Origin of the sequence: Paraburkholderia oxyphila NBRC 105797, assembly GCF_000685075.1 — a bacterium.
Taxonomy (GTDB): domain Bacteria; phylum Pseudomonadota; class Gammaproteobacteria; order Burkholderiales; family Burkholderiaceae; genus Paraburkholderia; species Paraburkholderia oxyphila.
Window position 1 is genome coordinate 41750 of sequence record NZ_BAYD01000013.1, and the last position, 13714, is coordinate 55463.

Consider the following 13714-nt stretch of genomic DNA (forward strand, 5'->3'; position numbering starts at 1 on the left):
GCGAATCTCCAGATGAGTTGGAGAAGGCGGTGACCGGCCTGCAGGCAGAGCCACGCTTGCATGAGACGCTTGCTCACTGCAGGGCAGTTGCACATCGGCGCGTGAGCGAGCTTCGCGCGGCAGGCCAGAATTTCCCCGATATGACCGACAGGCTTCGCATCCTGGACGGCACGCCGGGGCAGTTGCAGGCCTGACTGAGTCCTCTCTCAACATCTCTACGTGCTGGGGACCGCTGAGCTCACTTGAGCTCGATGATCGAGCGGCCCGGAGGCGCACCCGCATCGAACTTGAAGCCGCCGGGGTAGGTGGTATCGAACGTCAACTGCGCCACGACGTTGCCGTGTGCGTCCTCGACGGTGAGCAGTGGCGGCGCCGTATAGACGAGTTTATTCGCTATGGTATCGAGTTCTATCTTGTGGGACGCAGCAAAGCCGGAAATATTGCCCAGAAACGCACCGGGGTTCAGCAGCACGAGCCGCGCACCGTTGCCCAGGAACTCGATGGTCTGGCTCGACGGCACGGCCTCGACCGAGGCGATGCCATTGAGCTGTAATGCGATCTTGCCGGTGTCGACGATCGTGCCGAGGCATCGCAAATGGCCATTCTCAGCGACCGTGATCGTGCTGGCGTTATCGATATCGCCGATGAGGTTCAAAGCGTTGGCGGCCGTTACCGTTCCGGCGATGTAGAAGCCCGCGGCCGCCGTCACCGTGCCGCTACCGCTCAGCGTCGCTGGTGGGTTGACGGCAAGGGCATTCGTTTCGATCTGCCCGCCGCTCAGGGTGAGCGTTCCATTCACGAGAATCGAAATGCCCGCGGACACGAAGCCGTTGTTCTCGACCGTGAGCGAGCCCGTTCCCATGTGCTGGACCTCGAGCTGATTCTCGACGACGAGGCGCGCGTTCCCGCCTGTGACCGTCACCGTTCCCACGCCTGCCGGCTGCGTACCCGTGGCCGGTGCCCAACCGATCGCGAGATCCTTCGCGACGACGGTCCCGCCTTCGCTAACCTCCAATGTCCCGTTGGCTTCGCGGCCGACAATGACCTGTCCGCGCGCCTGCAACAAGCCATTGGTTGACACCTGAACCTCGCCATTGGCACCCGGGTGGTTGCCGATCACGAGCGGCCACGGATAAATGAGCGGATCGTCGTTGCCGACGCTGACAGTGCCTGAATTCCGCACAATCAGTTGCCCTTTGTCTACCTGCCCCACGGACATCGGCAGATTGCCGCCGTCGACGACGGCATTTTCGCCGTCCACCACGAGCGTCGCATTCGACCCGGGGGCCTTGCCCGTTGGCGCAACGGCAGCCAGCATGATTCCGTAGTTGTCGATGGTGTGCGTTCCGGCTATCACGACACGGCTGTCTTTGCCGACTGTGAGCGTACCGACGAACGGTGCTTGCGCGCCCTGGGGGAGCTGAACCCCGATGTGCAGCATCGGTGCGGTCAGGACGGCTCCAGGAAGCAATGTCACCTCCCCGTTGACAGGGCTTCCGTAGGTCGCAGTCAACTGCCCCGCAACGCGATCCGTGCCTTGAAAAAATAGAGTCTCGACGGTCCCGCCGCCGGTGATCGCCTCGGCGGCACTCGCGATGGTGGCGAAATCATTCGGCCCCGGCGGCACGCTTGCCACCGTGCTTCCGAGGTTCCAATTGGCTGCCACGGCAAAGACACCCGTGCCCGAACTTCCCGTCCATTGATAGTTGGCCATCGTGACGCTCCCTGGCTGCCAATCGCGTCTGCCCAAAAAACACATAGACGATTTCGGGCGTTCCTTTGGAAGAATCGGAACTCGTCTTGCGCGAACGGTGTTCGAAATATAGTGCGAAATTCGCGCACTACAAGAAATTCGAGAGCGTGAAAGGTAGGGGGTAGGGCAAATGAGCTGCCAACTTTGCCTGGAGGTATTCCCACTCAAGAGTGACGCGTCTGATCAGCGTTCTGGACGGTTCGATTCTGCGCGTTTGCAAAATGGAGACCTATTGAGAATGCAAAGTTGAATTTCCTTTTCGCTTGTGCCGTTCGCGTTCGGAGGAAAAGCAAGGAGAATCTCATTCGCTTTTTGTCTTGGTGGTCTACAAATATTTCGATCGCCGATCGCAGAAAACCGGGGTGGCAACGGTTCATGCAATCAGCATAACGCAGCTCGCGTTGTCCTCCAGATACTCCAGAACTACCTGAAACCGAAACTGCTCGTCGTAATTCGCCATGAGAAACACCCCAAAGGTTGAATCGAAGTCCAGCTTTTGCGGGGCAGATCAAAACAACGGGCCATTTTCTATGTTTCACAACGTCCAAAGCATCGAAACGATGTTCATCGCGTCGCAAGCGGTGTCAACCCGGACAGCGATTTACATCGAGCGCCAGCAAGCGAAGTCGGCAGCTTGCCGCCCTGCGCCGCCGCGCATGGGCAACGATCAATACCAGCAGATCGTCAGCGAAGCTGGCAGCCTTGGAGTAGGTGTAGGAGGACGCAAACAAAGCCCTGTCGGCGATTTCCCAACACTGTTCAGGTAAGTGATGGTCACGCCCAAACTTGCATCGTCGCGATGCACGTTGGGATGCGCTTTGCGCGGATTGTGCCTGGATGGCATGACATGTGCATAGTGTGCTGCAAGCAGCTGGCCGCCTGACTGCTCCTGCAACCGCCCTGTTCAAGGAGACCCATCATGAATACGTTGACCATCCGCGATATTCCGATATCTGCAGAGCTTGATCACCAGGAAATGGCCAACATTCAAGGCGGTCGGATAAAAATCATCGGCCAGCACGCCGGCTCGCTCCTCACGTCCGCTGATGGCGACCCCGTCGGCGTGTATGTCGACGGCGTGCTGGAAAACTCCGTTGGCGACGGCTACTACCACGGCTGAGTTTCCAGCGAAATATCGACTGCAGAGGCACAGCGGCGTAACTGGGGAGGCTGACGTGGACCAAACGGGGCTGGGTTTGGCTGCAGGCACGATCGTGCTTGCGATCGCTGTGGTTGGCGTGGCGGCGCACTACCTCCGTGAGCGGCGTCGGGCTGATCTTCTGCGCAATTTCGATCACCATGAATGGTGGCAACGAACCCACGGTGCAGCCTGCACTTCAGATGGCTCCGATGCAGGAAGATGGGCAGTGCATACAAGAACGAGGCGGACACAACGAACGGGGAATCAATTGTGAGCGACGGGGATCGACCGTGGGACGCCGCGACCACAAGAATAGGACGCCTGGAAGTAAAACCCGGTTGAATGTGATGAGGTTAGAAATAAAGAATAAACCGGGTTCCGCATTTCTGGCCGATTTCCATCAAGTGATGGAGGGTAGAGGGGGCGCGGGAAAATATAGCGAGAGCGTACTCCACCTGCGCATATGTTCATCCCAGTCTTGCACGAGGCAAGGGTGGCCGCTTTGAGCAGGACCTCATTCGATACAGGAGGAAATGAGCGAAGTGAAGCGGCTTGTTTGTGCAGACAACAAGACATGCCGCACCATTGGCAATCGTTAGAGGTAGCTCATCATGAAATCCCTTGGTAAAACCGTCGTTATCCTTACCATTATGGCAGCTCCGGTTGTCTCGTTCGCACAATCGGACACCGCCCTGACTGCTGCGCAGGTCCGCGCCGAGCTCGTCCAGCTGGAACAGGCTGGCTACCGCCCAGGTGACGGCGACAACACGAACTATCCAGCCAATATCCAGGCTGCCGAAGCGCGCGTGGCTGCGCAGAACGGCGCGAGTAGTTATGGCGGCATGGTCGGCGGGTCGTCAGCGTCTGGTGCGCCCGCGGCCGGTGACAGCATGAAACCGATTTACTTCGGTCAGTAAGCCATTGGGTTGACGAACCGTCTTGCATGGTTTCGGGGGCGGGCCGCGGTGCCTGGCGTTTCGAACCTGGCGACACGGCTCGGAGTGGACGTCGACCGTGAAGACCGGCACGTCGGAGCGTCCCACTTTGCCTGTAAGTCGGCTTTTACTGCGCTTGGCGCTGTAGATCTAGCGCGCCAGCCGATCCAACGCCGTACACGTTCGACGAAAGCCCCTTCCTCCGAATGGAGGGGGGCTTTTTTTGAGTTCTTCGCGGATTACCGGGATACGCGGCTGAGGCGGTCGGCGCAATCGGCACGAGAGCACCCGATGCCATCGAAACCACGCGCCTCGACTGAAACGAAGGGCACCCTGCGGATGTGACTGCGCGCTTTGTTGACGACGGGTGTTGATGCTTAAGGTCAAGAGAAAGGCCGGTGAGTTAGCAGTACAGACCGAGCATAGGGTTGCCGAAGTTCAATCCGGAAGGAACACAACACATAGGCCTCACAGGACTGTAGTTCCGCCAGGGGATTCTGACGTCGATGCCGATTTGACCCATATGCCGAAGTTCGCGTGACCCACCACGGTAGTCGGTCGACCCGTCGCTTCCCGCATTCCTTCCCTTCGAAAGATGGCCCAATGCCATTTCGACATGCTGGTCAATCGCATATCTGCGTCCACAAGGGATTCGGATTCGATTGAGGAAACAGGCAGACCGCCTCTGGGCATGGGCTCGCGTCGCCGGTCCATAAAAAGAATCTCCCGCCATAGCTTGATTTGGCAGTAGATTATTCAGTCATGGACGCCGAAAGCGTTATTAAAAAGAAGAAATTTTTTATTTTGGCTGAATAAACTTTTGTTCGGCACGGGGCTGGCCACAAACGCGGTAAATCCCCTGGCCTCGCGTTTTCACATTGCCGCCGGGATCCGGCGGCAATGTTCCCCGCGCTGCGAAGCCATCCCTTCACGGCGCCCAATCATATTGCCTGCCCACAAGGAAGGAACACTGATGGACCGACTGACGACCCATACCGCCGGAACGCTTTTTGGGCTTCATGGCGAACCCGCTCACGAACGCATCGTGGTTGCCAGCGATGCAGCATCCGGCCTTCAGGCGGTCATCGCGGTGTATAGCACCGCGCTTGGCCCGGCTTTTGGCGGTTGTCGCTACTGGCAATATGCGTCGGACTATGAGGCATACCATGATGCTCTTCGCCTCTCGCAGGGTATGGCCTTCAAAAACGCACTGGCTGGCCTGCCGTTCGGCGGCGGCAAGGCCGTCATCCTGCGTTGCCCCGAGTCGCTCGATCGGACTGAACTTTTCAAGGCATTCGGCCGCCTTGTGCATTCGCTGAACGGCATCTACATTACGGCCGAGGACGTCGGCACCACGTCAGACGACATGCGCGCCGTGCAGTCTGAAACATCGTGGGTGAGCGGCATTCCTCGTGCGGATGAGGCCTATGGCGGCAATCCATCGCCGCGTACCGCTTATGGCGTGTTTGTCGGCCTCAAGGCTGCCGTGCAGGTTGCGCTCGGACGCGACACGCTCGATGGTGTGTCGGTGGCAGTTCAGGGACTCGGCTCGGTTGGCTGGGATCTGTGCGAGCGCTTGCATCAAGCGGGGGCACAACTCATTGTGGCCGATATCGATGCGGGCCGAACCACCCGCGCCCGGGAGCTGTTCGGTGCACAGGTGGCCGATGTCGGGCGTATCGCCGGCGTCCACGCGGACGTATTCGCGCCGTGCGCGCTTGGCGGTTCGATTACTGAGACGGTTGCCGCGCAGTGCCACTTCAAGGTCATTGCTGGCGGGGCGAACAATCAGCTGCTATCGCTCGACAACGGCGACACGCTGCAGCGGCGCGGCATCTTTTACGCGCCGGACTTTCTGGTGAATGCCGGCGGCATCATCAGCTGCGTCCGGGAGTATCTCGGTGCCACCGATGCGCAGGCCGTTCTCGATGAGGTCGCGCTGATTGGTCCGCGCGTGCTTGAGCTCGCGGACCGGGTGCGCGTCACCGGTGTCGCGCCTGGCCGTGCAGCGGTCGCCTGGGCACAGGAAAAGATGGCTGCCGTCTGACGCTGGCGGGCCCGGGCGAACGGATGGAGGACCGGCTTCGCGACGCGGCGCGCTTCGTTGACGAGCAGTCGAACCCCAGCGATGCGCAGAAGAAGCTGCCCGGGAAGTTCGGTACGCAGCCCGCGCATGGCTTCAGCGAGACCGCCGGCGGCGACGGCGGCTGCCAGGTGCGGGCGCCGTCTTCGCGAGTGCCCATAGGGCGACGGAGACGAGAGCGCTGGCCGGCGCTCCCGGGTTAGTCCGCAGAGCAGATTGCGGGCATCTGGTGACACTGTGATGCGATTGCCGAACGGACTGGAGCAGGGTGCCCTGCTTCGTGGCGCTACGTCTCTCCCCCGTTTTATCCGCTATCTCGCAGTCTGACCAGGTCATACCTGCTGCATGTTGCATTGCACAAATTTATCTGGTAGTATTTAGGATTCCCCAATCTGCGCACACCGGATTCCGCCGGAGGCATTCCAGCCTCGATCGCCCGTGCGTCATCCACGATTCCGTTCGCACCCCGACAGATCAAATACTGATCTGTCGGGGTGCCCGCGACGATCGTCGGCCAACCTGTCGAGGAGAATGTAGTGGCAAATCCCGTTCGCGACGATTCAGTGTCCCGCGTGATAGCGGTTACGTCAAAGGGTGGCCGCCGCACGCCAAAGGGCAAGCCGCCAGCCGTCGAAACAGCGCTGGACATCCAGACGATGGCGCGACAGGACGAGGAGCGTCAACGCCAGATGCGCGCGCTGATCGCGCTTGGCCGTGAGCGCGGCTATCTCACGCACGTGGACATCAACGATCACCTGTCAGACAACGTTACGCAAACGGCCGCGATGGAGACGATCGTCAGTACGTTCAGCGACATGGGGGTGGCGGTGTACGAGCAGGCGCCGGACGCGGAGACGATCCTGTTAACCGGTGTCGCGCCCGCCGTGGCATCCGACGATCAGGCGGACGAGGAAGCGGAAGCTGCGCTGTCGACCGTTGATTCCGAATTCGGACGCACGACGGATCCGGTCCGGATGTACATGCGTGAAATGGGGGCCAGGGAACTGCTGACCCGCGCCGGCGAAATCGAGATCGCGAAACGCATCGAGGATGGCCTGCACGACATGATTCAGGCGATCGCTGCATGCCCGTCTGTCGTGGCCACCATGCTTGCCGAGGTGGACCGCATCGTTGCCGGCGAACTGCGTATCGACGAACTGGTCGATGGCATCAGTGACGAGGTGGACGAAAGCGCAATAACGCTGGACTCCGAAGAAGATGAAGCGGAGGCCTCCGCCTGCGACGATGACAGGGACGGTGACGATGGTGAGCCGGACGCAGGGGATCCGGAGGCAGCGAACGCAGCCCGTCTGGAGCAACTCACGAACGACAGTCTTGCGGTTTTCGCGCGAGTGCGTGCGCTGTTCGGGCAGTTGCCGGATATGCGTGCTACAGGCAAGGCACGTTCCGCGGCCGTTGCGCGAGTGCGCCCGGAGATCCAGCGTGAACTGGCGCGGATCCGGTTTACGGCCAGAACCATTGATCGCCTGTGTGCCAGTGTGCACGAACAGATCACGGAGGTTCGTGCGATCGAGCGCAGCATCCTGGAGATCGCCGTCGACCGTTGCGGCATGCCACGCGAGTCGTTTATCGAGTCGTTCCCGGGCCACGAGACTGACCTTGATTGGACCAGCCGCGTGGTGGCGACTTCGCCGCAGATTGGCGCGGCGCTCGAGCGACACCTGCCGGCCATTCAGGCCGGACAGCAGAAACTCGCCAACATTGAGGCCAGGGTCTCGCTGCCGCTGCAGCAGTTCAGGGAGATCAACCGCAGGATGAGTGCTGCGGAGTCGAAAATGCGGCAGGCCAAGCGGGAGCTGATCGAAGCGAATCTTCGTCTTGTTATCTCAATTGCCAAGAAATACGTGAACCGCGGCATGCCGTTCCTGGATCTGATCCAGGAAGGCAATATCGGCCTCATGAAGGCGGTGGACAAGTTCGAATACCGGCGCGGCTGGAAGTTTTCGACGTACGCCACCTGGTGGGTCCGGCAGGCTGTCACGCGTGCGCTTGCCGATCAGGCCCGAACCATTCGTGTGCCGGTGCACATGATCGAGGCGATCAACAAGCTGAACCGGATTTCGCGCGAAATCCTGCAGCAGACGGGACAGGAGGCACACCCCGCTGTCCTCGCCGAGCGTATGGAGATACCCGAGGAAAAGGTGCGCGGTATGCTCAGAATTGCGAAGCAACCGGTGTCGCTCGAGACCCCTGTGGGCGACGATGCCGACGCGACGCTCGGCGACCTGATCGAGGATGTCTCAGCGAGTTCACCGGCTGAGGCCGCCATTCACGCGAATATGCGTGCCGCAATCGATGAGGCGCTCGACGGGTTGTCGCCACGGGAGGCCAAGGTCCTGCGGTTGCGGTTCGGGCTCGATACGACCTCGGAACACACGCTTGGAGAGGTCGGCGAGCAGTTTGGCGTGACCCGTGAGCGAATCCGCCAGATCGAGATCAAGGCGATGCGTACGCTGAGGGAGCCCATTCGCGCTGACAGGTTGAGGCCGTTTGTCGAGCGCTGAGCAAAAGCGGGGCAGGCCCCCTGTCGACGCCCGACCGGCAGCGATGCTGCGTCGACCTGATCGCTGCTCCGCAGGACGCGTGCCTTGCCCGGGAAACTTACAACGGCGTGATGTTCGCTGCCTGTTTCCCCTTGGGGCCCTGCTTGACTTCAAAACTCACCTTCTGGCCTTCCTGAAGGGTTTTGAAGCCAGATCCCTGAACCTCGGAGAAGTGCGCGAACAGGTCTTCGCCGCCGTCGTCCGGCGTGATGAACCCGAAACCCTTGGAGTCGTTAAACCACTTGACAGTACCTGTTGCCATGTTCTGGATGTTCCTCGGAAGACTGGTTGTAGATGATGCCACTGGCCCGCGCCAGACGTGCGGCTATCTTTTGTAGCACAGGTGAGCCGTCGCCGACAATCCAGGGTTTTCAAAGGATGCGGTGAACACGTTGTGACGAAGGGCGAGATTGCGCAGCCTGAGGTTGCGACTTCATCCTTGGAATGCATAGACGCAAGTAAGGCAACGTTGCGCGCTCACCGTTACTGCACTGTCGCAGTGGCGAGCGCTTCCTGTCGAATGGTGGCGCATGCCTATGCGTGGCGCTCATCTGCCTGATCCAGCGATCACTCCGGGATCCGCACCCGATGGTCCAGGCGCGCGTGCGCGGCGTCAGCGACCTCCGTCGAGAGGGGAAGCCTGGGCTGATTGATGCTCAGGGAAAACCGATTCGCATCGTCGATATTGAATCAACGATGAAAGTGCCCGCCGCATCCGGGGGAGACGGCGGGCTGGAAAGCACATGACGCCTCGCTAGTGTCCCGTCGGCCGATTGCCGCATGAGGGCAGCAATCGGATTGAACGCGCGAATGGCAGTATGGTCTGCTTTCGGAGGGCAACGCGGATCAAGGATCTTCAAGATGACGGGCAGATTGATACTGTGTGTCGGCGCCGGCTCCAGTCTGGCCGCTCTCTTACGCGAGCCGTTGCGTCTGCCTGCGTAGCCTTGGCGAACAGGCTGCGAGCAACCGCGTTGAAGAGAAAGTTCAAGTCAGGGCAGGCATCTCCGCCGTGCCATCGCCGGATGGTCTAACCCTCTGAGTTGCGGGTCGTTGCTAACGCGCAGTTGCGCCGGTTGTATAGAGAGGCGCCTTGCCGTCCGGAATCGCGACACCGCCCTGCGCACCAGCAAGGGACAGGTAGGCGGGTAATCCTGCTTGGACCACCTCCGACAGGCTTCTGCAGTAATGCATCGCATACGAGAGGCAGGATGGCAGCATCAAGCTGCCGATGGTCAAGCATTCAGGGACACTGCGCGTGAGCGCGCAGCGCGCGGTGGTTTCCTGACAAAGCGCGAGCCAGTCGGCGTACGCTTGCGCGTTGACATGCGCGAGCGCCGTCCAGGCGCCCGCGAGAGCTCGCGTCGTGGGTGCGCTGCCAGGCGTCGGCGTCGATGATGCGGGATTGGGCATGAGCATCTCCAGCATGAACTGTTTCCTGACATCGTGAAAGGTACGCTTTCCGCAGCGTGATTCCCCGACACTATCCCCCAATTACAGGATTTGAGCCAGGACAAATACGTCGTACCGCCGCTTGCGATGCATCGCCCGTTCACTTCCGACATGGGTCGAGCAAACGCGAGCGTGTGCGCATGAGAGTGCATATAAGCGGGCACTGCGGCGCGGTTTACGCTCGCAGGAGGGTGAAGTCATGCCAATCGGGAATGTCAAGCGCGGGCCGCAATCGGCACGTGCCCGCCGCGTCGCTTTCGGCTTTGCACCGATGCCGATGCCGGGGGCTATCAGTTGCTCGAGTCCGGCCCCGTGCGGACAATCCGGCGCGTCGGCGCGCAGACCGACTGCGCCGCACCGACCTATAATATTTTATGGGGGTGTATGGGCACCTGAACGTTCCGGGGTATGGCCATGATCAATGCGGATCTTGGGGAACAGCTTGAGGACTACGTCGCCAAGTTGGTTAAGTCGGGGCGCTACGGCTCGGAGAGCGAGGTGCTGCGCGAAGGCATGAAGCTCATTCAGGATCGCGAAATGCAACTCAATGCACTGGATACGGTCATCGATCGCGGCATTGCTGATTCGGACGCAGGACGCGGCAAGCCCGCCGGAGATGTGTTCGACAGGCTTGAAGCAAAGTATCGTGAGATGGCGAGCACAAGGCCATGATTGTCCAGATACTTCCTGACGCTGAAGCCGACCTCGAGGCGATCGGCGATTACATGGCCCGCGACAACCCCCGTCGTGCGCTGGGTTTCGTGCGCGAGTTGCGCGAGAGGTGCACGCGGCTTGCGGACATTTTCCTTGCATTCCCGATCGTACCGCGCTACGAAGACCGTGGCGTGCGTCACCGGGTTTATGGCGGTCACCAGATTTTCTACCGTGTCGTTGGTGAGCCTCCCCAGCGCATCGACGTCATTCACGTCCTGCACAGCAGCGCGCGCAACTACGCCGCGATCCTTTTTCCCTGAATTCGCGTGAGCAATCCGACGACGATTCGCCTGCTTCTGCCGGTGTAGTTTCGCCTTTGAGCGGGAGCGCAGCGCTCTGGTTGATCTGTCAACACTTCATTGTCCGTCTATCGCGCCAGGAAACCGTTTTGCATCTGTCGGGCATCTTATTGGCGGCTGTGGCGGTGTTGTTCAAACGCGGTCTGGCATGCAACGCAGCGGGCCGTATAGGGCGCGGCGGCAAGCCGCTCATAGCCGATCGGGTCTCCGCAGTCGACGCATGCGCCGTAGAGGCCGGCGGCGATGCGTGCCAGCGCGGCGTCGATCTGCTGCAGTTCGTCGAAGTCGTGCCGCGCGAGCGCAGCGCGCAACGCGTCGCCCGCCTTGCGCGATGCGGTCTCGTCGGGATGCGACTCGGGGCCCAGCGCTTCGGGCGGTCGGGCTCCGGCGAGATCTCCGTATTCGCCGTGTAGCGCCGCCAGCAACTCGCGATGGCGCTCGCGAAGCCTTTGCTGTAACAGCGCGAGTTTGGAAGAGGTGAGGGTGATCATGGACAGGTTCGGTGTGTTCTGTAACGCCCCCCGCGGCTAGCAAAGGGCATGACCGGTGGCGCTCAGTCGTTGATCCAGACGCGCGCCTGCTCCAGCTCGTTGAGGTGGAATGCCTTGATTTCGGCCTTTATGAAGAACCGCGCCAGATGCATCGAGGCGCGAATCCAGCCCGCGTCGGCCACGACGGCGGCGCGCGTGACCTTCCGCGCCACGGAAACGCCGAGCGTGAGGTCGGTCCACAGCGCCTTCGGCTCGATGCCGGTGAAATGTTCGATCCGCTCGAGCACGCGGGTCTTGCCGTTCAGTTCAAGATCACCCCGCATGCGTGCAATGGCTTCGCGCAGCTCGTGGTCGGTGATTTTGCCTTCGACGGAAATTTCGATAACCGGAGAATCGGGGTCGGTGTGATAGAGGATCATGGCAAGCCCCCTGGCCAGGGAGACGTTACATGCCCAGGCGCGGATGAGCGGTTGATGATTTCCTCATGGTACCCCTTTCACAGCGTTTTCATTTGTGGGTGAACCGCAGGCGGCTCTACCGATCTCGACTGCGATGGCCGAGTCTGCGGTCAATCAGATCCTGAACAAGCGCATGTGCAAGCGGCAACAAATGCGATGGTCACCACGAGGTTCATCTGGCATCAAGCGCTTCGGGATATTGCTCTGACGATAAAGTTCGGCCGCGAACGGATACACCGCGAAAAAATCATTCTGCCACCGCACCTCTTCAGCCTCGCCCTCGTCCCGCAGGAGCCAGACCCCCAATATGTACAGTGCGCGTTCACTTCGACGCCACGGCGGCCGCGCTCTTGTCCAGCAGAGCCCAATGGCCGTCGCGCACCACGAGGTCGATGCTCTTGACGCCGACGATCCGGCGCGTCTGCGGATCGAACGTCGCTTTTCCGTACACCACACTCGGCACGTCGCGCAGTTTCGGCAGCGCGTCGCGTACGCCGCGGCGCTCGAGGCCGCCGGTTCGCAGCGCATAGGCGGCGATGATCGTTGCGTCGTAGGCGAACGCGTTGAACGCGTCGGGCTCGCGATGGTATTTCGCCTCGAAGCCCTGCACGAAGCGCTGCACTTCCGGGCGCGGCTCGCCAGGGAAAAAGCTCGTGTTGGTCGTCACGCCGTTCACCGAATTGCCGCCCAGTTCGAGAAACTTCGGTGAATACACCGAGCTGGCCGCGACGATTGGCAGGCTGATTCCACTTTCGCGCGCCTGACGCACGATCTGCGCACCATCCGCGTAGTACGAGATCAGCACGAGTGCATCCGGGTGGGTGTCGCGCACGCGAACGAGCGTGGCACGAAAGTCCTTGTCGGTGGGCTGATAGCCTTCGGCGGCCACGATCTGCGCGCCGCGTGCGTTCGCGGCCTTCACCAGCACGTCCTTGCTCGCGCGGCCCCAGTCAGTGTTCTGATAAAGCACGGCGAGATGCTTGTAGCCCTGCTTGACCGCGAGGTCCGCGATCAGCGGCTGGGCGTCCGCCTGGCTGATCGAAGGACTCCAGATGAAATCGCCACCCTTCGTGAAGTCCGGATGCGAGTTCGTGAAGCCGAGCTGCACGAGACCTGCGCGCTGGTAGATCGGCGAGGCAGCCATGGAGGCGGGGCTCGAAAAATCGCCGAGTTCGATCAGGATGCGCGGGTCGGAGACGAACTTCTGCGCGATGGCGACGGCCTGGCGCGGATCGCTCTGGCTATCTTCGAACACGTACTGCAGCGGACGGCCGTTGATGCCGCCTTCCGCGTTGATCTGGTCGAGTGCGAGGTCGAAGCCTGCTTTCCACTGCGCGCCATATTGGGCATTCGGACCGGTCAGCGGGCCGCTGACGCCGAAGTAAACCGGCTCGCCTGTCGCGGCGCCGGTCGCCGATGCAACAGGCGCGCAGAGCGCCGTGGTCAGGCCGAAGGCGAACAGAGCGGCGAGCCGCCCCAGGAAAGGGCGGCGCGAGCCGGGCGCGTGTCGAGCGGACATGATAGTAGGTCTCCGTGGCCGATTGGCGATAGAACGTAAAGTGTCCGATGCCGGCGCCATTCGTACAAACAAACGATTCGCATATCCATATGCGTGCCGCGCTTCAGCTACGCGCCCAACGATTGCATAACGAACGATCGCCCTGCGCGAAAAGCACATACAGGAATAAGCATTCCAGCAAAGCGCAAATAAGCAATGGCTCGATTCTTGGTTGGTCGGCTTCTTTTCAGCATGGTTAGATCGTCGCACTCCATCCCATTCAATTGCATCGGAAAACAGCATGGCAAGCGTATTGGACAAGAATA

14 protein-coding genes are annotated in these 13714 nt (G+C 60.8%); 8 read left to right on the forward strand and 6 right to left on the reverse strand.

Annotated features, from left to right (window positions below):
- Positions 1-29: 29 nt before the first annotated feature.
- Positions 30-194 carry a hypothetical protein gene (locus tag BO1_RS61065; protein WP_245643772.1) on the forward strand — a complete coding sequence of 55 codons (165 nt, stop codon included), beginning with the start codon at positions 30-32 and terminating at the stop codon, positions 192-194.
- A gap of 44 nt (positions 195-238) precedes the next feature.
- Here BO1_RS61065 and BO1_RS11535 read toward each other — a convergent pair whose 3' ends face one another.
- On the reverse strand, positions 239-1714 hold the full coding sequence (locus BO1_RS11535; RefSeq protein ID WP_028217690.1) for a hypothetical protein: 1476 nt from the start codon (positions 1712-1714) through the stop codon (positions 239-241).
- Between the two features lie 497 nt (positions 1715-2211).
- On the opposite strand from BO1_RS11535, the gene BO1_RS59005 reads away from it, so the two are divergent.
- From BO1_RS59005 to rpoD, 5 genes are all read left to right on the forward strand, one after another.
- Positions 2212-2520 carry a hypothetical protein gene (locus BO1_RS59005; RefSeq protein ID WP_156992218.1) on the forward strand — a complete coding sequence of 103 codons (309 nt, stop codon included), beginning with the start codon at positions 2212-2214 and terminating at the stop codon, positions 2518-2520.
- 152 nt (positions 2521-2672) lie between these two features.
- Positions 2673-2873, forward strand: a complete 201-nt coding sequence (locus BO1_RS11545; protein WP_028217691.1) for a hypothetical protein — start codon at positions 2673-2675, stop codon at positions 2871-2873.
- A 632-nt stretch (positions 2874-3505) separates the two neighbouring features.
- A complete protein-coding gene (locus BO1_RS11550) occupies positions 3506-3811 on the forward strand; it encodes a DUF4148 domain-containing protein (protein WP_028217692.1) in 306 nt (101 codons plus the stop codon).
- A 991-nt stretch (positions 3812-4802) separates the two neighbouring features.
- Complete coding sequence (locus tag BO1_RS11555; RefSeq protein WP_028217693.1) at positions 4803-5876, forward strand: Leu/Phe/Val dehydrogenase; 1074 nt, start codon at positions 4803-4805, stop codon at positions 5874-5876.
- A 572-nt stretch (positions 5877-6448) separates the two neighbouring features.
- Positions 6449-8437 carry an RNA polymerase sigma factor RpoD gene (gene rpoD / locus BO1_RS11565; RefSeq protein WP_028217695.1) on the forward strand — a complete coding sequence of 663 codons (1989 nt, stop codon included), beginning with the start codon at positions 6449-6451 and terminating at the stop codon, positions 8435-8437.
- A 97-nt stretch (positions 8438-8534) separates the two neighbouring features.
- Here the strand turns inward: rpoD and BO1_RS11570 are convergent, their stop codons facing one another.
- A complete protein-coding gene (locus BO1_RS11570; protein ID WP_028217696.1) occupies positions 8535-8738 on the reverse strand; it encodes a cold-shock protein in 204 nt (67 codons plus the stop codon).
- Positions 8739-9532: 794 nt separating this feature from the next.
- Positions 9533-9904, reverse strand: a complete 372-nt coding sequence (locus tag BO1_RS11575) for a hypothetical protein (protein WP_028217697.1) — start codon at positions 9902-9904, stop codon at positions 9533-9535.
- Positions 9905-10342: 438 nt separating this feature from the next.
- Between BO1_RS11575 and BO1_RS11580 the strand changes: the two genes are divergently transcribed.
- Positions 10343-10600, forward strand: a complete 258-nt coding sequence (locus BO1_RS11580) for a type II toxin-antitoxin system ParD family antitoxin (RefSeq protein WP_028217698.1) — start codon at positions 10343-10345, stop codon at positions 10598-10600.
- Positions 10601-10653: 53 nt separating this feature from the next.
- Positions 10654-10902, forward strand: coding sequence for a type II toxin-antitoxin system RelE/ParE family toxin (locus BO1_RS11585; RefSeq protein ID WP_407669935.1), 249 nt, complete (start codon positions 10654-10656; stop codon positions 10900-10902).
- 146 nt (positions 10903-11048) lie between these two features.
- Here BO1_RS11585 and BO1_RS11590 read toward each other — a convergent pair whose 3' ends face one another.
- The 3 genes from BO1_RS11590 to BO1_RS11605 all read right to left on the reverse strand — a co-directional run bounded on the left by BO1_RS11590 (position 11049) and on the right by BO1_RS11605 (position 13409).
- On the reverse strand, positions 11049-11432 hold the full coding sequence (locus tag BO1_RS11590) for a TraR/DksA family transcriptional regulator (protein ID WP_028217700.1): 384 nt from the start codon (positions 11430-11432) through the stop codon (positions 11049-11051).
- Between the two features lie 62 nt (positions 11433-11494).
- On the reverse strand, positions 11495-11851 hold the full coding sequence (locus BO1_RS11595; protein WP_028217701.1) for a SpoIIAA family protein: 357 nt from the start codon (positions 11849-11851) through the stop codon (positions 11495-11497).
- A 361-nt stretch (positions 11852-12212) separates the two neighbouring features.
- Positions 12213-13409: an ABC transporter substrate-binding protein gene (locus tag BO1_RS11605; RefSeq protein ID WP_043284549.1), complete on the reverse strand. Its 1197-nt coding sequence runs from the start codon at positions 13407-13409 to the stop codon at positions 12213-12215.
- Positions 13410-13714 lie beyond the last annotated feature (305 nt).

Coding starts and splice junctions, on each gene's coding strand:
- BO1_RS11535 (WP_028217690.1), bottom strand. CDS start 1,714: ATGGCCAACTATCAATGGACGGGAAGTTCGGGCACGGGTGTCTTTGCC.
- BO1_RS59005 (WP_156992218.1), top strand. CDS start 2,212: ATGAGAAACACCCCAAAGGTTGAATCGAAGTCCAGCTTTTGCGGGGCA.
- BO1_RS11545 (WP_028217691.1), top strand. CDS start 2,673: ATGAATACGTTGACCATCCGCGATATTCCGATATCTGCAGAGCTTGAT.
- BO1_RS11550 (WP_028217692.1), top strand. CDS start 3,506: ATGAAATCCCTTGGTAAAACCGTCGTTATCCTTACCATTATGGCAGCT.
- BO1_RS11555 (WP_028217693.1), top strand. CDS start 4,803: ATGGACCGACTGACGACCCATACCGCCGGAACGCTTTTTGGGCTTCAT.
- BO1_RS11570 (WP_028217696.1), bottom strand. CDS start 8,738: ATGGCAACAGGTACTGTCAAGTGGTTTAACGACTCCAAGGGTTTCGGG.
- BO1_RS11575 (WP_028217697.1), bottom strand. CDS start 9,904: ATGCTGGAGATGCTCATGCCCAATCCCGCATCATCGACGCCGACGCCT.
- BO1_RS11580 (WP_028217698.1), top strand. CDS start 10,343: ATGATCAATGCGGATCTTGGGGAACAGCTTGAGGACTACGTCGCCAAG.
- BO1_RS11585 (WP_407669935.1), top strand. CDS start 10,654: ATGGCCCGCGACAACCCCCGTCGTGCGCTGGGTTTCGTGCGCGAGTTG.
- BO1_RS11590 (WP_028217700.1), bottom strand. CDS start 11,432: ATGATCACCCTCACCTCTTCCAAACTCGCGCTGTTACAGCAAAGGCTT.
- BO1_RS11595 (WP_028217701.1), bottom strand. CDS start 11,851: ATGATCCTCTATCACACCGACCCCGATTCTCCGGTTATCGAAATTTCC.
- BO1_RS11605 (WP_043284549.1), bottom strand. CDS start 13,409: ATGTCCGCTCGACACGCGCCCGGCTCGCGCCGCCCTTTCCTGGGGCGG.